Raw genomic sequence first — 20,389 nt, 5'->3', positions numbered from 1 at the left:
CTGACAGCCGTACGTTCGCGTGCCGCGGGCAGCGCCAAACTGCGCGCCCTGCGCAAGAACCGGCTCGCGATGACCGGCGGCGTCATCGCCGGCGTCTTCGTCCTGGCCGCGCTGTTCGCGCCGCTGATCGCCCCGTTCGACCCGGCGCAGCCCGACTTCGGCAACGTGCTCGCCGCGCCGGACTGGTCGCACTGGCTCGGCACCGACGACCTCGGCCGCGACCAGCTCTCCCGCGTGGTCTTCGGCGCCCGCGCGTCCATGCAGGTCGGCGTCCTCGCGGTGATCCTCGCGTTCGTGGTCGGCGTCCCTCTCGGACTGCTCGCCGGCTACTACGGCAAGCTCGCCGACAGCGTCGTCTCGCGCGTCACCGACACGATGCTCGCGTTCCCGTTCCTGGTCCTGGCCGTCGGTCTCGCCGCCGTCCTCGGCCCGTCCCTCACCAACGCGACCATCGCGATCGGCATCTCGCAGATCCCGGCCGTCATCCGCATCACCCGCGCGGAGACCCTGCGGCTCAAGCACGTCGACTACGTCGTCGCCGCCGTCGCCAACGGGGGAGGGGACGGCACTGTCCTGTTCCGCCACATCCTCCCCAACGCGACCTCGGCGCTCGTCGTCCAGGCCACCGTCGGCATCCCCGCCGCGATCATCGGCGAGGCGCTGCTCAGCTTCCTCGGCCTCGGCGTCCAGCCGCCCGAGCCGTCCCTCGGCGTGATGCTGTCGTCCGCCCAGTCCTTCCTCGCGCCCGCGCCCTGGATGGCGGTCTTCCCCGGCCTCGCCGTCGTCGCCGCGACCCTGGCGTTCAACCTGCTCGGCGACGGCCTGCGCGACGTCCTCGACCCCCGTGGAGCGACCCGATGAGCCCTGACCCCGTGCTGAGTGTCCGCGACCTCTCGGTGTCCTTCCGTTCGGACTCCCGCACCGTCCACGCCGTCGACCACGTCTCGTTCGACCTTGCGGCCGGTGAAGTCCTCGCCGTGGTGGGCGAGTCGGGCTGCGGCAAGTCCGTCACCTCCATGGCCGTCATGGGCCTGCTCCCGCCGACCGCGCACATCACCGGGTCGATCAGGCTCGGCGACCGCGAACTCGCGGGCGGCGACGACAAGGCGTACGGGACGATCCGCGGCAAGGACATCGCGATGATCTTCCAGGAGCCGATGACCTCGCTGAACCCGGTGCTCACCATCGGCCGGCAGATCGGTGAGGTGCTCCGCCGGCACCAGGGGCTGAGCAAGAAGGAGGCACGCGCGCGTGCCGTCGAACTCCTGGACCTCGTCGGTATCCCCGCCCCGGCCCAGCGCGTGGACGAGTACCCGCACCAGCTCTCCGGCGGCATGCGCCAGCGCGTGATGATCGCCATCGCGGTCGCCTGCGACCCGGCCGTCCTCATCGCCGACGAACCCACCACCGCCCTCGACGTGACCGTTCAGGCGGGCATCCTGGAGGTCCTCCAGTCGCTGCGCGAGCGCCTCGGCACGGCGATCGTACTCATCACCCACGACCTCGGTGTCGTCGCCGACACCGCCGACCGTGTCCTCGTCATGTACGCGGGCCGGCCCGTCGAACAGGCCCCCGTGGACGAGCTGTTCGCGGCGCCCGGCCACCCGTACACCCGCGGACTCCTCTCGGCGGTCCTGCGGCCCGGTGCCTCGGCCGCCGCGGGGGGTGACGGCAAGCGGCGCCTGCCCGAGATCCCCGGCCTCGTGCCGAGCCTCGACTCCCAGCCCGACGCCTGCACCTTCGCCCCGCGCTGCGCCCGCGCCGACGAGCGGTGCACGACGGCACGGCCCGGCTTCGAAGCCGTCACGCCGGACACCGCAGCCGACGCCCCGCACCTGACCGCCTGCTGGCACCCGCACACCCTCCAGGAGGCCGCACAGTGAGCACCCCGGTCCTGCAACTCGACGCCCTGGAGCGGCACTTCACCGCGTCCGGGGGCACCGTACGCGCCGCCGACGGCGTCTCCCTGACCGTCGGACGCGGGGAAGTCGTCGGCCTCGTAGGCGAGTCGGGCAGCGGCAAGTCCACCGTCGGCCGCTGCGCCGTACGCCTCGACGAGCCCACCGGCGGCACCGTACGCATCAACGGCACCGACGTGACGACCATGTCCCGGCGCGCCCTGCGCCCCCTGCGCAAGGACTTCCACCTCGTCTTCCAGGACCCCTCGTCATCGCTCGACCCGCGCATGACCGTCGGGCAGATCGTCGCCGAGCCGCTGCGGCTGCACGGCATCGCGAAGGGCGAGGCGGCACGCGCGCGCGTGGCGGAACTCCTCGCCCAGGTCGGCCTGCGCCCCGAGCACGCCGACCGGCACCCGCACGAGCTGTCCGGCGGCCAGCGCCAGCGCATCTCCATCGCCCGCGCCCTGTCGGTCGACCCCGCGCTCCTCGTCGCCGACGAGCCGACCTCCGCGCTCGACGTGTCCGTCCAGGCGTCCGTCCTCAATCTGCTCGCCGACCTCCAGCGCGACCGCGGCTTCGGCTGCCTGTTCATCACCCACGACCTCGCCGCCGTCGAGTACCTCGCCGACCGGATCGCGGTCATGTACCTGGGCCAGATCGTCGAACAGGCCCCCACCGCCGAGCTGTTCGCCGACCCCAAGCACCCCTACACCCAGGCCCTCCTGTCCGCTGCGCCCGTGCCCGACCCGGTCGCCCAGCGCACCCGCGAACGCATCGTCCTCAGCGGCGAACTGCCCAGCCCGCTCGCGCCGCCGCCCGGCTGCCGCTTCCACACGCGCTGCCCGCTCGCCGTCGACCGCTGCCGCACCGAGATCCCGGCACTGCGAACCCTCGAAGGCACGGACGGCGGCCGCGAGGTGTCCTGCCACCTCGTCGCCGACGACGGAACCGCCCCCGACGCCGCGGCACCCCGCACCGCGGACGCCGACGCGTCACTTCGTACGATCCCTCACAGCCGCCCCGCATCCGCCTGACGTCCGAGGAGCACCACCCTTGTTCACCACCCGGCCGACCCTGCAAGGCACCTTCGGCATGGTCTCGTCCACCCACTGGCTCGCCTCCCAGTCGGCCATGGCCGTCCTGGAGAGCGGCGGCAACGCCTACGACGCCGCCGTCGCCGCGGGCTTCGTCCTGCACGTCGTCGAACCCCACCTGAACGGCCCCGCCGGCGAGGTCCCGATCATCCTCGCCCCCGCCGGCGGGGACGTCAGCGTCCTGTGCGGGCAGGGCGTCGCGCCCGCCGGGGCCACCGTCGCCCACTACCGCTCCCTCGGCCTCGACCTCGTCCCCGGCACCGGCCCCCTGGCCGCCGCCGTGCCCGGCGCCTTCGACGCCTGGATGGTCCTCCTGAAGGACCACGGCACCAAGTCCCTGGCCGAGGTGCTGAGTTACGCCATCGGGTACGCCGAGGACGGGCACGCGCCCGTGGAGCGCGTCGGCGAGACCGTCGAGACCGTGCGCGCCCTCTTCGAGAACGAGTGGCACTCCTCGGCCGAGGTCTACCTCAAGGACGGCGCCTCCCCGAAGCCCGGCGAGCTCTTCCGTAACCCGCAGCTGGCCGCGACGTGGCGGCGCGTCATCGAGGAGGCCGAGGAGATCGCGGGCGACGCCGCCGACAAGCGTGTCGCCCAGATCGAGGCCGCCCGCGCGATCTGGCGCGAGGGCTTCATCGCCGAGGCCCTCGTCCGGCAGGCCGCCCGGCCCACCATGGACACCACCGGCACCCACCACACCGGCACGCTCACCGCCGCCGACCTGGCCGGCTGGTCCGCGACCTACGAGGCGCCCGCCACGTACGACTGGAACGGCTGGACCCTGTGCAAGGCCGGCGGCTGGAGCCAGGGCCCCGCCTTCCTCCAGCAGCTCGCCCTGCTCCCCGACGAGCTGCCCGCCTACGGCTCCGCCGAGTACGTCCACCTGCTCATCGAGGGCTGCAAGCTCGCCATGGCCGACCGCGAGGCCTGGTACGGGGACGCCGGTCCCGAGGACGTGCCCGTCGCCGAGCTCCTGTCCGACGAGTACAACGCCGCGCGCCGCGCCCTCATCGGCGACAAGGCGTCCCACGAGCTGCGGCCGGGCAGCCCGCGCGGCACCGAGCCCCGGATCTCCGCGCACGCGCACGCCGTGGCGGCGGGGGAGGACGGGTTCGACGCCATGGGCATAGCCGGCGCCGGAGCCGGTGAGCCCACCGTCGCCAAGAGCGGTGACCAGGAGGTCGCCGCGGACGGCGCGACCCGCGGCGACACCTGCCACCTCGACATCGTCGACCGCTGGGGCAACATGGTCGCCGCGACGCCCTCCGGAGGCTGGCTCCAGTCGAACCCCGTCGTGCCCGAGCTCGGCTTCCCGCTCGGCACGCGTCTGCAGATGGCCTGGCTGGAGGAGGACCTGCCGAACTCGCTCACGCCGGGACGCCGTCCCCGTACGACGCTGACGCCCTCGCTCGCCCTCAAGGACGGTGTGCCGGTCATGGCGTTCGGCACGCCCGGGGGCGACCAGCAGGACCAGTGGCAGGTCCACTTCTTCCTCGCCGTCGCCCTGCGCGCGGCCGTGCGCGGCGGGCTCGACCTCCAGGGCGCCGTCGACGCCCCGAACTGGCACAACGACTCCTTCCCCGGCTCCTTCTACCCGCGCGGCATGCGGCCCGGCAGCGTCACCGTCGAGTCCCGCGTCGGCGAGGACGTCATCGAGGAGCTGCGCCGCCGCGGCCACGACGTGACGATCGGCGAGCCCTGGTCGGAGGGCCGCCTGTGCGCGGTCGCCCGCGACCCGGAGACCGGGGTCCTGTCGGCCGCGGCGAACCCGCGCGGGATGCAGGGGTACGCCGTCGGCCGCTGACGGATCAGGCGGTGCACGGATCGATCCGAGGTGTATCAGGGGTGGGGTTCCGCGGAATTCAACGGGATTCCACCCCTCGTACACCGGGCGGGTACGGGTTGTCACTGGAGCGTGCTCTCATGGAGGCATGATCGAAGCACAGGCAATGACGGAAAGCATCGACGACTTTCTCGTACACGGGGTCACCGAGGTGGAGCAGGCCGTGCGCGCCGCTGCCGCCGCAGAGGTGATGCCCCGCTTCCGGCAGCTCGCCGAGGGTGACGTCGCCCAGAAGAGCGGCCCGCACGACCTCGTGACCACGGCCGACCGGCTGGCCGAGGAGTATCTGACCCGCGAGCTGAGCGCCCTGCTGCCCGGCTCCGTCGTCGTCGGCGAGGAGGCGGTCCACGCCGACTACGCGGTCTACGACGCGATAGGCGAGGACGCCCCGGTGTGGATCGTCGACCCGGTCGACGGCACCCGCCAGTTCGTCCACGGCGACCCCGGGTTCTGCATGCTCGTCGCGCTGGCCCAGCACGGCACGGTCCTCGCCTCCTGGACGTTCGCGCCCGCGCTCGGCGAGTTCGCCGTAGCGGTCCGCGGCAAGGGCGCCTGGCTCAACGGCGAGGCGCTGCACGCCGGTTCACCCGGTGCGGACGAGCCCGTCGACGTGGCGACCTCGCACCCCGACTACACGACGGACGCCCAGAAGCGCGACCTCCTCGGCCTGTGGGCCGACGGGGTGCGCCCGCGCCCGTGCGGCTCGGCCGGACTCGAGTATCTGGCCGTCGCCCGGGGCGAGTTGGACGCCACCGCGTTCTCGTGGGAGGCCGCGTGGGACCACGCGGCGGGGCTGCTGCTCGTCGAGGAGGCGGGCGGCACGCACCTGACGAAGGAGGGCGAGCCCTTCCGCATCACCGGGGGGAACGCACTGCCGTTCACGGCGGCCAGGGACGCGGCCACGGCCCGGCGCGTGGTGGACCTGCTCGGCGGCGAGTGACCGAGCGGCCGCACGCCCCTGGCGGGCGCCCACGCCCATGACCTGCGCCGACCCTCGGCGCACCCTTGCGCAGCCCGTCCGGGAACGCCCCGCGCCCCGGCTCTGTCAGCCTTCCGGCATATCCTGTTGGTCAGTGGCCTCGGCTGACAAAGGAGTCCGAAGGTGCCGTCGATGCTCGATGCCGTCATCGTGGGTGCGGGACCGAACGGACTGACGGCTGCCGTGGAGCTGGCCCGCCGAGGCCTCTCCGTGGCCGTCTTCGAGGCCAGGGACACCGTGGGCGGGGGCGCACGCACGGAGGAGCTCACTCTCCCCGGATTCCGCCACGACCCGTGCTCGGCCGCTCACCCTCTGGGGATCAACTCGCCCGCGTTCAAAGACATGCCGCTCGACCGGTACGGCCTGGAGTGGCTGCACGCCGAGCTCCCCATGGCGCACCCCTTCCCGGACGGCACCGCGGCCGTGCTGTCACGCTCCGTCGCCGAGACGGCCGCCTCGTTCGGACCGCACGACGCGGGCACCTACCGCCGGCTCGTCGAGCCCTTCCTGCCCAAGTGGGACGCGCTCGTACGGGACTTCATGGCGCTGCCGCTCACCTCCCTGCCGCGCGACCCGGTCACCCTGGCCCGCTTCGGGCTCACGGGGCTCCCGCCGTCGACGTGGCTGATGCGCCGCTTCCGCGACGACCGGGCGCGCGCCCTGTTCTCCGGCCTCGTCGCCCATGCCATCGCGCCGCTCGGCGGCCTGGCCACGGGAGCCGTCGGCCTCGTCTTCGCGCTCGCCGGTCACGCGCGCGGCTGGCCCGTCGCGCGCGGCGGCTCGCAGTCGATCTCCGACGCGCTGACCGCGTACCTCGCGGACCTGGGCGGAGCCGTCCACACGAGCTACGAGGTCAAGCGCCTCGACGACCTGCCGCCCGCCCGCGCCTACATCTTCGACACCTCGCCCACGGCCCTCGCCCGCATCGCCGGGCTCGGCAGCTACTACGAGCGCTTCCGGTACGGCGCGAGCGTCTTCAAGCTCGACTACGCGCTCGACGGACCCGTGCCGTGGACCGCGAAGGAGGCCAGGAGCGCGGGCACCGTCCAGGTCGGGCCCGGCAGCCGCGACATCGCGGCGGCCCTGCGCGCCGCGTCCCGCGAGGGCCGCGTCCCGGACAAGCCCTTCCTCATCACCGTCCAGCCCAGCGTCATGGACCCCTCAAGGGCCCCGGCCGGCCGGCACGTCTTCTGGGCGTACGGGCATGTCCCGAGCGGCTGGGACGGCGATCTCACCGACGCGGTCGAGCGGCAGCTGGAGCGCTTCGCCCCCGGGTTCCGCGACCGGATCCTGGCGCGGGCCACGGCGGGACCGCCCGAGCTGGCCGCCCGCAACGCGAACTATGTGGGCGGTGACATCGCCTGTGGCGCGGTGAGCGGGCTCCAGATGCTGCTGCGGCCCAAGCTGTCCCTGTCGCCGTACACGACGCCGCACCCCGCCGTCTTCATCTGCTCGTCCGCGAGCCCGCCGGGGCCGGGCGTCCACGGCATGTCCGGGCACAACGCGGCCAAGGCCGTGTGGAGGAGGATCCGCGCGTCATGACCCGAATCACCCTGGTCAAGGGCGACATCACCGCCGAGACCGCCGAAGCGATCGTGAACGCGGCCAACTCCTCGCTGCTCGGCGGCGGCGGGGTCGACGGCGCGATCCACCGGCGCGGCGGCCCGGAGATCCTCGCCGAGTGCCGCAGACTCCGCGCCTCGCACTACGGAAAGGGCCTGCCGACCGGCCAGGCCGTGGCCACGACCGCCGGCCGGCTGCACGCGGACCACGTGATCCACACCGTGGGCCCGGTCTGGTCGTCCTCTGAGGACCGCTCGGAGCTGCTCGCGTCCTGCTACCGCGAGTCGCTGCGGGTGGCCGCCGAGCTCGGCGCGCGCACCGTGGCCTTCCCGGCGATCTCGACCGGAATCTACGGCTGGCCGATGGACGACGGGGCGCGCATCGCGGTCACCACCGCACGGGAGTCCGCGGGTCCACCACTGGAGGAGATCCGCTTCGTCCTGTTCGACGACCGGGCGTACGCGGCGTTCGCACAGGCGCTGGGCGGCTGACCCCGCACCCTGTGTGCGCATGCTCATTTCGCTGATACGTCATCGGCATAGCGTCGTAACTCCCCTGACGGAGGCTCTGCGTCACCTCCGGTCACAGGAGTACCAACTCACCCCCCACGTGACCGGGTTGACCGCATAACGAGCCCCCGGCCACCCCCGGTCCGCGGGCTGTGGGTGAGGAGGAAACGATGACTGAAGCGGCATCCCGCCGTGACTTCCTGAGATCCGTCGGGGTCGCGGGCGGCGCGGGCGTGCTGTACTCGGCGATGGGCGCGCTCGGCCTCGCGCCGGTTCCCGATGTGCGCGCCGAGGAGTACCGGGCGCCCAGCAGGAGCGACTTCACGCTCACCGGCCGGAGCGGCAAGAAGGTCCTCGTGCTCGGCGGCGGCATAGCCGGCCTCGCGACCGCGTACGAGCTGGGCAAGGCCGGCTACGACTGTCGCGTCCTGGAGGCCAAGGACCGTCCCGGTGGGCGCAACTGGACGGTCCGCGGCGGCACCTCGCTGACCGACCTGGACGGGCGCGCCCAGACAGCCGCCTTCTCCAGGGGCCAGTACATGAACGCGGGCCCCGCCCGCCTCCCGCAGACCCACGTCACCCTCGAGTACTGCCACGAACTCGGCGTCCCCCTCGAGGTGTTCACCAACCAGAACGCCAACGCGTACATCTACCACGACAAGAGCGCGGCCCTCGCCGGGCAACCGATCCGCTGGCGCACCGCCAAGGCCGACGTCTACGGCTATGTGTCCGAACTCCTCGCCAAGGCCACCGACCAGGGTGCCCTGGACTCCCGGCTCACCGGCGCCGACAAGGAGCGGCTCATCGCGTTCCTGCAGAACTTCGGCGCCATCAAGGGGAAGGCCGACGGGTACGCGTACGCGGGCAGCGACCGGCGCGGCTACGCGGCCGAACCGGGCGCCGCGTTCGACGCGGGTACCGTGCTCGGCCCGGTGCCGTCCCTGTCGGACGTGATCGCGAGCGGAGTCGGGCAGCGCTTCTCCTTCGAGTTCGGCTACGACCAGGCCATGCTGATGTTCCAGCCGGTCGGCGGCATGGACGCCATCCCGTACGCCCTGGCGAAGGCCATCGGCAAGGACCGGATCACGTACGGGGCGAAGGCACTGGAGGTCACCGACCTGCCGGACGGCGCCGAGGTCACCTACGCGGACGGCCGGGGACACACCCGCACCGAGCGCGCCGACTTCGTGGTGGCGGCACTCCCGCCCATGGTCATGGCCCGGATCAAGCACAACCTGGGCGCGGACGTCACGGCCGCGCTCAAGTACCCCGTCGCGACCCCGGTGGGCAAGATCGGCCTCGAGTACCGCCGCCGCTGGTGGGAGACGGACGAGCACATCTACGGCGGCATCACCCCCACGGACATGGACCTGTCGACCATCTGGTACCCGTCGTACGGGTACCAGGGCCGCCAGGGCACCCTCATCGGCTACTACAACTTCGGCGACAACGCCCTCGCCTACAGTCAACTGCCGCACGCGCAGCGCCTGGAGAGGGCGCTGAGCAGGGGCTCGAAGATCCACGGTGACAAGTACCGCACCGAGCTCGACCACTCCTTCAGCGTGGCCTGGCACCGCACGCCCCACATCGAGGGCGGCTGGGTGAGCTGGCCGTCGCAGACCGGGCCGGAGTACTCCCTCCTCAACAAGCCGGCCGGGCATGTCCACTTCACCGGCGACTGGCTCAGCCATGTCATCGCCTGGCAGCACGGCGCGTTCACCTCGGCGCGCAAGGTCGTGACCGACATCCACGAAAGGGTGATGGCCGCATGAGCACGGACATCCGCACCAGCAGGAACGCCAACATGAAGCGGCGCACGAAGGTGGTCGTCGGCGCGGCCCTGACGGGCTCGCTCCTCGCCGGAGGGACCGCCCTCGCCGACGCCACGGGCTGGTGGCCCGGGCCGAAGGACGTGCGCGTCATGCTGCCCGAGGGGCAGTCCAACCCGGCCATCGCCTCCGGCGTGGCGACCGGCGCGGAGGTGGCCGTCTACCAGAGCAGCGGGCTCGGCCCCGCCGCGCTCAACCCCGCCGCACCCGACGGCACCCCCGAGCGCTACACCGACCCCGCCCTCACCGAGGGCGCCACCGGCGTCACCGTGACCGAGGCGCAGGCCCTCGTCGTACTGCGGAACATCAAGGCCAACCTCGAAGCCGCGGGCGTCACTCCGTCCGAGGTCATCACGATGAAGTGCTATCTGGCGAAGCCGCCCGGCGCCGACACCGCCGACTACGCGGGCTGGAACCGTGCCTACCGGCAGTTCTTCGCCAATGTCGACCTCAAGTCCCAGGAGGTCGTGCCCGTGCCGATGGGCACGTCGCCGCCGAAGGCGCCGCTGCTGGCCAACAAGGCCCGCCCGGCCAGGGCGACCATGGAGGTCGCCTCGCTCGCCGTCAAGGGCTGGCTCGTCGAGGTCGAGGTCACGGCGACGTACAAGAAGCGCTGACCGAGATGCGATGGGGCGGGGTCCGTTTCCGGGCTCCGCCCGTACGTTTTCTCTGTGTTCTGTCCTGCACCCCCATCAACTCACGTGACTGGGAGCTCCATTGGACACCGCTGACACCCCTGACGCCCCCGACACGACAAGCACCACATCCGTCTCGTCCGCGTACTTCTCCCGGCTCTCGCGCCGCAGATTCCTGCAGGCCACCGCCACCGCCGGGGCCGCCGCGGCCGTCGGCGCGGTTGCCCAGACGCCGACCGCTGCCGCCGCCGCACCCGTGGTCGCCTTCTCCTTCACCGCCGCCACCAATGGCGCCGCCACGCTCTCTCCCACCGGTGACCGCCTCGTCGCCGAAGTACAGAACGTGCTGTGGTCCCTCCCGCGCGCGGGCGGCACCGCCACCGCGCTGACCGCGCCGGGCCTCGAACCCACCCGCCCGCAGTTCTCGCCCGACGGCAGCAGCCTCGTGGTCTGCGCCTACCGCGACGGCGGCTTCCACCTGTGGACCCTGGCGCCCGACGGCAGCGAGCTGCGTCGCCTCACGGACGGGCCGTGGGACGACCGAGGGCCCGCGTGGTCCCCGGACGGCACCCGGATCGCGTTCGCCTCCGAACGCGGCGGCGACTCCGTGACCGGCAGCCCGTACCGCATCTGGGTCGTCGACGTCCGCACCGGCGCGCTCACCCGCCTCACCGGCGTACGGGACCAGCAAGGTCCGTTGCAGGGCGGCGCCTGGGAGGACTTCGACCCGGCGTGGTCCGCCGACGGGCAGCGGGTGCTGTTCGTGCGCGCCACGGTCACCGCGTCCGGCACGCTCCAGGCGTCGACCGTCGCGTCCGTGGGGGCCGACGGCTCGGGACCGGTGACCGCCGAGCACACCGACACCTCGGGCGCCCAGGTGATGACTCCGGCCGTCTCGCCCGCGGGGCGTCTGGCCCATCTCCGCACGACCCCGGCGCCCGCCGCCTCCTGCACCCTCGTCGTCGACGGCACGCCGGTCGCCGTCGAGGGGGACGTCGAGCCGGTGCCGCCCCGCTGGGTGGACCGGGAGCGACTGCTGCTCACCGTCGGCGGACAGTTCTGGCTCGTCCGCGCCGACGCGCCGGGCAGCGCGGAACAGATCCCGTTCAGCGCCACACTGCCGGTGCGGCGGCCCCGCTACCGCGTCAAGGCGTACGACTTCGAGGGCGGCGTCACCCGGCCGGTGCGCGCCCTGCACCTGCCCGCCCTCTCGCCCGACGGCCGGCGGATCGCCTTCGCCGCTCTCAACGCCCTGTGGATCGGCGACACTTCGGGCGGCCGCCCGCCTCGCAAGGTCGTTCAGGCGCCGGCCACCCGCTATGTGCTCGCGCCGACGTGGACCGCCGACGGCGAGGCGCTGCTCTACGCCGACGACCGCGACGGCCTGTTCGCCGTGCGCCGCCACGCTCTCGCGTCCGGCGACGAAAAGGTCCTGGCCACCGGCGGCCGGGTCTTCCCCGCGCTCTCGCCGGACGGCCGGCGCCTCGCCTGCCTGGACATGACCGGCAACCTCGTCGTACGCGACCTGCCCGAAGGGTCCGAGCGGATCCTCGCCACCGCACTCGGCGGCGGGGGACTGCCGGGCCGCCCGAGCTGGTCTCCGGACGGGCGGTACGTCGCGCTGTGCGACCGCAACCGGCTCAACCAGCGCTTCCGCGAGGGCTACAACCTGATCCGGGTCGTCGACGCGGACACCGGAGCCGCCACGCTGCACGCCTTCGCGCCGCACACCTCACTCTCCGACCGCTACGACTCGGGCCCGGTCTGGTCGCCGGACGGCCGCTCGATGGCCGTGATCGCCGAGTCCGCCCTGTGGCTCCTGCCGGTACGCGCCGACGGCACCCCGGACGGCGCGCCCCGCCGCCTCAGCACCGAACCCGCCGACCACCCCTCCTGGTCCGGTGACTCGCGCACCCTGCTGTACCTCTCCGCGGGCACGCCGCGCCTGCTCGACGTGGGCTCCGGAACGGTCCGTACCGTGCGGATCCCGATGGACTACCGGCGGCCACGACCCGCGGACACGGTGGTGCGCGCGGGGCGGTTCTGGGACGGGACGGGCACGGCGGTGCGCGAGGACGTCGACGTCGTCGCGCGCGACGGCCGCATAGCCGCCGTGGAACCGCATCGCGCGGGCCGCGCGGCTTTCAGGAGCGTGGATGCGTCGGCCCGGACGGTGATCCCCGGCCTGTGGGACGCCCACACCCACCCCTGGCAGTCGATGTACGGCGGCCGCCAGACCGCGCTGCAGCTCGCGTACGGCATCACCACCGCGGTCTCCCTGGGCGGGTTCGCCTACGAGCAGGCCCGGATCCGGGAGGCCGTCGCCGCGGGCGCCCTGGCCGGGCCGCGCCTCCTGTCGACCGGCGAACTGCTCGACGGGGCGCGCGTCGCGTACAGCATGGGCCGCGCCCACCGCACCCCCGAGGGGCTGCGCCGTTCGCTGGAGCGCGCGGCAGGGCTCGACTGGGACTTCGTGAAGACGTACGTACGGGCTCCCGGCTGGGTGATGAAGGAGGCCGCCGACTTCGCCCACGAACGGCTCGGGGTGCGCAGCGGAAGCCATCTGTGCACGCCCGGCGTCCAGCTCGGCCAGGATCTGACGACTCATCTGCAGGCCACACAGCGCCTGGAGTTCGGGCATGCCACGTCCGCGGCGGGGCGGGTCTACGAAGACGTGGAGGAGATCTATACGCGTGGTGCGTCAGCATCAAACGCTGCCGGTTTCCACCTCGTCGCCACGCCGTTCACCGCGCAGCCGCTGCTGGGCGCCGACCCCGGCCTCGCGGACGATCCACGGGTGACCGTGCTCATGCCGCCGTGGGACACCGCGCTCGTACGCGACCGGGCCGATCATCCGCCCACGGCCGCGCAGCTGGCCACCCTTGACACCGAGACGGCTGTGTACCGGCGGGTGCTCGCGGGCGGCGGGCTCGTCGCCCTCGGCACGGACCAGCCGCTCGTGCCCGTGGGCCTGCATCTGCATCTGGCGCTGCGGGCCCTGCACCGGAGTGGTCTCTCCGTGGCGCAGACCCTGAGGACAGCGACCGTGCTGCCCGCGCGTGTCTTCGGCGCCGAGGACGATCTCGGAACCATCGAGGAGGGAAAGCTCGCCGATCTCACCGTGGTGGACGGGGACCCGTTCAGCGACTTCGACTCCCTGATCCGCACGACCGCCGTGCTGCGCGGCGGGTTGCTGTTCGAGCAGCGGGAGCTGGTGGAGTCCTTCGGTGAGGCCCAGGGCGCGGCAGGGGGGAGTGCGCGGTCCGTGTCCGGGGACGTGTGGCTGAAGGTGGGCCGGCACATGCGGCGCGAAGGGTGCTGCGATCCGGGGACCGGCCTGTAAGGGCGGGTGCGTGTGCCGGGCCGTGGTCGCGCGAGGTTGATGTCGGATTCTCGCCAGCCGCAGCCCGGGCCATCGGCCATGCTTGCTTCATGCACACCGACACCGACCGATGCGTCCGGGCCGTCCAGTCCAAGGACGCCCGCTTCGACGGCTGGTTCTTCACCGCCGTTCTGACGACCCGGATCTACTGCAGGCCCAGCTGCCCGGTCGTGCCTCCCAAGCCCGAGAACATGACCTTCCTGCCCAGCGCCGCCGCCTGCCAGCAGGCCGGATTCCGGGCCTGCAAGCGCTGCCGCCCCGACACGAGCCCCGGCTCCCCGGAGTGGAACCAGCGCGCCGACCTGGTGGCCCGGGCCATGCGTCTCATCGGCGACGGCGTCGTCGACCGCGAGGGCGTGCCCGGCCTCGCCGGACGCCTCGGCTACAGCACCCGCCAGGTCGAGCGCCAGCTCCTCGCCGAGCTGGGCGCGGGCCCCCTCGCCCTGGCCCGTGCCCAGCGCGCGCAGACCGCACGCATCCTCGTCGAGACGACCGAGCTGCCGATGGCCGACGTCGCGTTCGCCGCCGGCTTCTCCTCGATCCGCACCTTCAACGACACGGTCCGCGAGGTCTTCGCCCTCTCCCCGAGCGAGCTGCGCACCCGCGCGCCCAGGAACGGGGCGGCGGCGCCCGGCGCGATCACGCTGCGCCTCCCGTTCCGCGCCCCGCTCAACCCCGACAACCTCTTCGGCCACCTCGCCGCGACCGCCGTACCGGGCGTAGAGGAGTGGCGCGACGGCGCGTACCGGCGCACGCTGCGCCTCCCCTACGGGCACGGCATCGTCACCCTCACACCCGCCCCCGACCACATCGGCTGCCGCCTCGTCCTCACCGACCAGCGCGATCTGACCGTCGCGATCAGCCGCTGCCGCCGCATGCTCGACCTGGACGCCGACCCCGTAGCCGTGGACGAGCAGCTGCGCGCGGACCCGCTGCTCGCACCGCTCGTCGACAAGGCGCCCGGCCGCCGGGTGCCGCGCACCGTCGACGAGCCCGAGTTCGCGGTCCGCGCCGTACTCGGCCAGCAGGTGTCCACGGCCGCCGCCCGCACCCACGCCGCGCGCCTCGTCACCGCGCACGGCGAGCCCGTCGACGACCCCGAGGGCGGCCTCACCCGCCTCTTCCCGTCACCAGCGTCCCTCGCGGCCCTCGACCCCGAGGCGCTCGCCCTGCCCCGCAGCCGCCGCACCACCCTGACCACACTGGTGCGCGAACTCGCGGAGGGCACCCTCGTCCTCGGCCCCGAGAGCGACTGGGACGAGGCCCGCGACCGGCTCATGGCGCTGCCCGGCTTCGGGCCCTGGACGGTCGAGGTCATCGCGATGCGCGCCCTCGGCGACCCGGACGCCTTCCTGCCCACCGACCTCGGAATGCGGCGCGCCGCGCAGGAGCTGGGGCTGCCCCACACCCCCGCCGCGCTGACCGCGCGCGCCGCGTCCTGGCGCCCCTGGCGCGCGTACGCCGTCCAGTACCTGTGGGCCACCGACGACCACCCGATCAACTTCCTCCCCGTGTAAGGGACGTACGGCCATGACCGCCAAGCAGCACCACGTCATCGACAGCCCCTACGGGCCGCTCACGCTCGTCGCCACCGACGGCACGCTCAGCGGCCTCTACATGACCGACCAGCGCCACCGCCCCGCCGAGGAGACCTTCGGGGAGCGCGACGGCCGGCCCTTCGGAGCGGTCATCGACCAGCTGGAGGCCTATTTCCAGGGCGAGTTGAAGGAGTTCGACCTGCCGCTGCGCCTCGAAGGCACCCCGTTCCAGCGCAGCGTCTGGGAGCAGCTCCAGCGCATCCCGTACGGGGAGACCCGCACCTACGGGGAGCTCGCCGAGGCCCTCGGCAACGCGAACGCGTCCCGCGCCGTGGGCCTCGCCAACGGCAAGAACCCCGTCGGCGTCATCGTCCCCTGCCACCGCGTCATCGGCGCGAGCGGCGGCCTGACCGGCTACGGCGGCGGCCTGGAACGCAAGCAGCGCCTCCTGGACTTCGAACGGGGCGCGGCGCTGTTCTAGGGGCCTGTCTTCAAATTCCCGCCTGCCCAGCGGCGTCTGGCACGCGTGGCACCCCTTACGCCGCCACCGGCCCTCGCCCCGACCCAGGGTGTCCTCCAGCCCTCCGACCAGGAGTCATGGCCTGTATGGCGCACCGCGGTCTCCCTCCCGAGTGACTCCGGTGGCGCGATTCCCTGGATCCCTGGTGTCTGTACGAAGGAGGACCGGGCAGAAAGCGGGAGACCATGGAGCGACAGCACGAGCGCCTCGCGACACCCTGGGCCGCGGGGGTGGCCGGGGTGGTGTTCGCGATCCTGATGGCCGCGGCGATAGTCCTGATGCGCATCGCTCTGCCCGGCGGCAACGCCGGGGACGACGTCACCGTCGATGCCGGACAGCGCAGCGCCGTGCGGACGGCGCTGGAGCTGCTCCCGTTCGCCGGGATCGCCTTCCTGTGGTTCATGGGCGCCCTGCGCGAGCACGCCGGCGAGGGCGAGGACCGGTTCGTGTCCACCGTGTTCCTGGGCAGCGGCCTGGTCTTCGTCGCCACCCTGTTCAGCGCTGCCGCGGCGGCCGGAACCGTGCTCGGCGAGAGTCAGCAGCACCCTCCTTTCGGCCGGCACTTCGCCTACGCCCTGCTGACCACGTACGCCATGCGGATGGCGGCCGTGTTCATCATCACGACCTCGACCATCGGCCGCCGACGCGGCGCCCTCCCCCGCCCGCTCGTCGCCCTCGGCTACCTGGCGGGCCTGACGCTGCTCGTGGTGGGAGCGAACGTGCCCTGGTCCGAACTGGTCTTCCCGGCCTGGGCGTTGCTCCTCAGCCTGAACATCCTGCGGGGCCGGCGTCCCGCCGGGGCGCAGCCGGCCCCATCGACCTGAGCCGACCACACCGCTCACTCGAACGGCCGCCTTCTCGTCGCCGCAGCCCGTCCGGACACCGAGGGTGGTCGCAGGGGACTGACCGGGCCGTGGAGAGGACCGATCCCGTGGTGAGGATTGCCGTCGACCTGAACCGCTGTCAGGGGTATGCGCAATGCGCGTTCCTCGCGCCCGAGGTCTTCGCCATGCACGGCGAGGAGGCACTGCTGTACGCCCCGGAGGCCGACGAGGCGCACCGTGCGAAGCTGGCCCAGGCCGCCGCGGCCTGCCCGGTCCAGGCCGTCCTCGTCGACGCGGTGGACGTACCGGCCGAGGCGGTGTCCGGTGCTCGGTGACGGATCCCTGGCACGGCTCAAACGCGAGGGCCGCATCGTCGTCGTAGGAGCCTCGCTGGCCGGCCTGCGCGCTGCCGAAACCCTGCGAAGCGAGGGCTTCGCGGGCTCCCTGACCCTGATCGGTGACGAACCCCACGAGCCGTACGACCGGCCCCCGCTGTCCAAGCAGGTGCTGCTGGGCAGGGCGGCCGCGGACCGCACCGCACTGCCCAGGCTCCGGTCGGCCGACGTGAGCTGGCGGCTGGGTGTCCCGGCCACCGGCCTGGACATGGCCGCAGAGCGGGTGCGGCTGGCCGACGGCGACGAGGTGCCGTACGACCGGCTGCTGATCGCCACCGGGGTCCGGGCGCGACCCTGGCCGCACGAGGCCGAGGCGGAACTCGACGGCGTCTTCGTCCTGCGGACCCGCGACGACAGCGCCGCGCTCGCGCGGCGGCTCGAGGCGGGACCCAAGCGGGTCCTCGTCATCGGGGCCGGGTTCACCGGCTCGGAGATCGCCTCCGCCTGCCGTGAACGCGGCCTCCCCGTCACCGTCGCCGAGCGTGGCTCGGCGCCCCTGGTCGGCGCCCTCGGCGGGGTGGTCGGCGCGGTGGCCGCCGAGCTCCACCGCAAGCACGGTGTCGACCTGCGCTGCGGGGTCATGGTGACCGCCCTGGAGGGCGACACCTCGGGACGGGTACGCGCCGCGCATCTGTCCGACGGCTCCACCGTGGAGGCCGACGTGGTGATCGTCTCGCTCGGGGCCGTCCGCAACACCGAATGGCTCGCCGGGTCCGGACTCGGGGCCGGCCCCCGCGGCATCGCCTGCGACGCCGGCTGCCGCGCCTTCGACATCCGCGGAATCGTCACCGACGACATCTATGCGGCGGGCGACGTCGCCCGCTCCCCGCACCCCCTGTTCGGCTACCAGTTCCTGTCCCTGGAGCACTGGGGCAACGCCGTCTCACAGGCCCGGATCGCGGCGCACAACATGCTCAGCGAGAGCACCGACCGCCTTCCCCACATGGAGGTGCCTGCCTTCTGGTCCGCGCAGTTCGGAGTCAACATCAAGTCCGTCGGGGTGCCGTCGCTGGGGACGGAGATCCTCATCGCGCAGGGCTCGCTCCAGGATCAGCGGTTCGTCGGTGTCTACGGATACCAGGGGCGCGTCATCGGCGCGGTCGCCTTCGACCATGCCCGGTGGCTGCCGTTCTACCAGGAGTTGATCGAGACCACCGCGCCGTTCCCGCCGCCGTTCGACACGGTCGACCGGCGCTCGGACGGACAGCGGCCGATCGACGCGGACTTCCCCGACCCGTCGGTCCCCACCCACGGCCCCACCGTGACTCTCAGCGGATACTCGCCGGCCGACCGCCGGATGACGTTCACCCCCGCGCACTGACCCGCACGGCCACGAGGACTCGCCATGACGCCATCGCTGCTGCACCAGGTTCTGGACTACGCCAACCGCGCCGATCCGTACCCGATCTACGAAGAGCTGCGGAAGACGCCGGTCTACCACGAAGACGACGGGCCGTACGTCGTCAGCACCTACTACGAGATCCGCAGTCTCCTGCACGATCCCCGGATCAGTTCCGACGCCCGCAACCTGGCCTCGACCACCCGCGACCCGCTGGCCCAGCCGGCCGAGGGGGAAAGCGCCCTGCCGCCGAGCTTCCTCCGGCTCGACCCGCCGGAACACGACCGGCTGCGACGCATGACGAACCGGCCCTTCGGCCCGCCGCACTCCCCCCGCCGGGTCGACGGCATGCGCGATGAGCTGCACGGCATCGTCTCCGGCCTCATCGACGACATCGGCGACCCGGGCCGGATCGACTTGGTGGACCAGTTCTCGTACCCCTTCCCGGTGACCGTGATCTGCCGGCTGCTGGGGGTGCCGCGCGAGGACGAGGCACGCTTCCACACCTGGGCGGACACCATCGCCGCCGGCCTGGACCCCGACCCGGACGCGGATCCGGCCGAGCGGGGCAAGGTCACGCAGGACGCCCGTATGCAGTTGGGCATGTACCTGGCCGGCCTGGTCGAGGAGCGTCGCAGGAATCCCGGAGAGGACATGCTCTCCGAGCTGGCGACCGCCCAGGGCGAGGACGGGGCGATGACCACCATGGAACTGCTCAGCACGGCAGCGCTGCTGCTGATCGCGGGGCACGAGACCACCGTCAATCTCGTCACCAACGGAATGCTGACCCTGCTGCGCCATCCCGATGTCCTGGAGCGGCTGCGTGCGGATCCACGGCTGGCCGTGCCCATCGTCGAGGAGCTGCTGCGCTTCGAGCCGCCGGTGCAACTCGTGCCGCAGCGCACCACCCTCGCCGACATCGAGGTCCGCGGCGTCACCATTCCCAAGGGCGCCTCGCTGTGGCTGGTCCTGGCGTCCGGCAACCGCGACCCCCAGCGCTTCGAGGACCCTGACCGCTTCGACCCCGACCGCGGGGACATCCAGCACCTCGGCCTGGGCAGCGGCATCCACAGCTGCTTCGGCGCACCACTCGCCCGGCTGGAGGCCCAGTTCGCCCTGTCGGAACTGGCCCGGAGGCTGGAGAACCCACGTCTGCTGGAGGACCCGCCGCCCTACCGGCAGAACGCCGTGCTGCGCGGGCCGCGGCATCTGTCCATCGCGTGCGACGGGATCCGCCCTTAGGGCCTGGCCCTAGGGGTGCGCCATGCCGAGTCGGCGCAGCAGCTCCGGCAGCGCCGTGCCGATGGGTTCGCGGATGACTTCGTCGGCCAATGCGTCGTACGGCGTCGCCTCGGCGTTGACGATGACGAGCCGCGCCCCGTGCTCCGCGGCAACACCGGCGAGCCCGGCGGCGGGCTGCACCTGAAGACTGCTCCCCACGGCGACGAACACCTGACACGCCTTGGTGATCGCGACGGCCTCACCCAGCACCACCGGATCGAGCCGCTCCCCGAACATCACGGTCGCCGACTTGAGGATCCCCCCGCACTTCAGGCACGGCGGATCGTCCTCCCCGGCCTCGACCCGGGCGAGGGCGTCCTCCATGGGCCCACGCGCATGACAGCCGGTACACACGAAACTCCGTACGGAGCCGTGCAGTTCGAGGACCTTGCGGGCGGGCATCCCCGCGAGCTGGTGCAGCCCGTCCACGTTCTGCGTGATCACCCGCACGGGCACACCGGCCCGCTCCAGATCGGCGACGGCCCGGTGCGCGCCGTTCGGCTCGGCGGCAAGGGTCCGGTTCTTCCGCCGCATCTGCCACGACCGGCGCCGGATCTCCGGATCCCCCATGTAGTACTCGTACGTGACGAGCTTCTCCGCCTCCGGGTCGCGCCGCCACAGACCGTTCGGCCCGCGGTAGTCCGGGATCCCGGAGTCCGTGGAGATGCCTGCACCACTGAGAATCGCGACGAGAGGCTGCGTGCTCATGCCGCCGAGGGTAGGCGCCCCTCCGGGCGAACCGCGAGGCGATATCGGT

17 protein-coding genes are annotated in these 20,389 nt (G+C 72.8%); 16 read left to right on the top strand and 1 reads right to left on the bottom strand.

All coding sequences use genetic code 11. The annotated features are described in order from the left end of the window. From ACWIGU_RS02640 to ACWIGU_RS02565, 16 genes are all read left to right on the top strand, one after another. Complete coding sequence (locus ACWIGU_RS02640) at positions 1-861, top strand: ABC transporter permease (RefSeq protein ID WP_454397251.1); 861 nt, start codon at positions 1-3, stop codon at positions 859-861. Further along, complete coding sequence (locus ACWIGU_RS02635; RefSeq protein WP_454396633.1) at positions 858-1,883, top strand: ABC transporter ATP-binding protein; 1,026 nt, start codon at positions 858-860, stop codon at positions 1,881-1,883. Before ACWIGU_RS02640 ends, ACWIGU_RS02635 begins: the two co-directional genes overlap by 4 nt. After that, on the top strand, positions 1,880-2,935 hold the full coding sequence (locus ACWIGU_RS02630; protein WP_454396631.1) for an ABC transporter ATP-binding protein: 1,056 nt from the start codon (positions 1,880-1,882) through the stop codon (positions 2,933-2,935). Before ACWIGU_RS02635 ends, ACWIGU_RS02630 begins: the two co-directional genes overlap by 4 nt. Before the next feature lie 19 nt (positions 2,936-2,954). After that, entirely contained in the window at positions 2,955-4,799 is a 1,845-nt protein-coding gene (locus ACWIGU_RS02625; RefSeq protein WP_454396630.1) for a gamma-glutamyltransferase family protein, read from the top strand. 127 nt (positions 4,800-4,926) lie between these two features. Next, on the top strand, positions 4,927-5,778 hold the full coding sequence (locus tag ACWIGU_RS02620; protein ID WP_454396628.1) for an inositol monophosphatase family protein: 852 nt from the start codon (positions 4,927-4,929) through the stop codon (positions 5,776-5,778). Between the two features lie 171 nt (positions 5,779-5,949). Continuing rightward, on the top strand, positions 5,950-7,359 hold the full coding sequence (locus ACWIGU_RS02615) for a phytoene desaturase family protein (RefSeq protein WP_454396626.1): 1,410 nt from the start codon (positions 5,950-5,952) through the stop codon (positions 7,357-7,359). After that, positions 7,356-7,871, top strand: coding sequence for an O-acetyl-ADP-ribose deacetylase (locus ACWIGU_RS02610; protein ID WP_454396624.1), 516 nt, complete (start codon positions 7,356-7,358; stop codon positions 7,869-7,871). Before ACWIGU_RS02615 ends, ACWIGU_RS02610 begins: the two co-directional genes overlap by 4 nt. Before the next feature lie 188 nt (positions 7,872-8,059). Beyond that, positions 8,060-9,661 carry a flavin monoamine oxidase family protein gene (locus ACWIGU_RS02605; RefSeq protein WP_454396622.1) on the top strand — a complete coding sequence of 534 codons (1,602 nt, stop codon included), beginning with the start codon at positions 8,060-8,062 and terminating at the stop codon, positions 9,659-9,661. Further along, on the top strand, positions 9,658-10,335 hold the full coding sequence (locus ACWIGU_RS02600; RefSeq protein WP_454396620.1) for a Rid family hydrolase: 678 nt from the start codon (positions 9,658-9,660) through the stop codon (positions 10,333-10,335). The genes ACWIGU_RS02605 and ACWIGU_RS02600 overlap by 4 nt, the downstream gene beginning before the upstream one ends. A 100-nt stretch (positions 10,336-10,435) precedes the next feature. Continuing rightward, positions 10,436-13,696, top strand: coding sequence for an amidohydrolase family protein (locus tag ACWIGU_RS02595; RefSeq protein ID WP_454396618.1), 3,261 nt, complete (start codon positions 10,436-10,438; stop codon positions 13,694-13,696). A gap of 89 nt (positions 13,697-13,785) precedes the next feature. After that, entirely contained in the window at positions 13,786-15,252 is a 1,467-nt protein-coding gene (locus ACWIGU_RS02590; RefSeq protein ID WP_454396616.1) for an AlkA N-terminal domain-containing protein, read from the top strand. Between the two features lie 13 nt (positions 15,253-15,265). After that, positions 15,266-15,754, top strand: a complete 489-nt coding sequence (locus ACWIGU_RS02585) for a methylated-DNA--[protein]-cysteine S-methyltransferase (protein WP_454396614.1) — start codon at positions 15,266-15,268, stop codon at positions 15,752-15,754. Between the two features lie 224 nt (positions 15,755-15,978). Continuing rightward, positions 15,979-16,617, top strand: a complete 639-nt coding sequence (locus ACWIGU_RS02580; RefSeq protein ID WP_454396612.1) for a hypothetical protein — start codon at positions 15,979-15,981, stop codon at positions 16,615-16,617. A 110-nt stretch (positions 16,618-16,727) separates the two neighbouring features. Beyond that, a complete protein-coding gene (locus ACWIGU_RS02575) occupies positions 16,728-16,952 on the top strand; it encodes a ferredoxin (protein WP_454397249.1) in 225 nt (74 codons plus the stop codon). Next, positions 16,942-18,333, top strand: coding sequence for an NAD(P)/FAD-dependent oxidoreductase (locus ACWIGU_RS02570; protein ID WP_454396610.1), 1,392 nt, complete (start codon positions 16,942-16,944; stop codon positions 18,331-18,333). Before ACWIGU_RS02575 ends, ACWIGU_RS02570 begins: the two co-directional genes overlap by 11 nt. 24 nt (positions 18,334-18,357) lie before the next feature. Beyond that, positions 18,358-19,593, top strand: coding sequence for a cytochrome P450 (locus ACWIGU_RS02565; protein ID WP_454396609.1), 1,236 nt, complete (start codon positions 18,358-18,360; stop codon positions 19,591-19,593). A 9-nt stretch (positions 19,594-19,602) separates the two neighbouring features. Here the strand turns inward: ACWIGU_RS02565 and ACWIGU_RS02560 are convergent, their stop codons facing one another. Next, entirely contained in the window at positions 19,603-20,340 is a 738-nt protein-coding gene (locus ACWIGU_RS02560) for an SIR2 family NAD-dependent protein deacylase (RefSeq protein WP_454396607.1), read from the bottom strand. Positions 20,341-20,389: the final 49 nt, after the last annotated feature.

This window comes from Streptomyces sp. NPDC055400 (genome assembly GCF_053644375.1).
The sequence above is the reverse complement of the archived record's forward strand: the minus strand, read 5'-3'. Positions and strand labels throughout refer to the sequence as shown.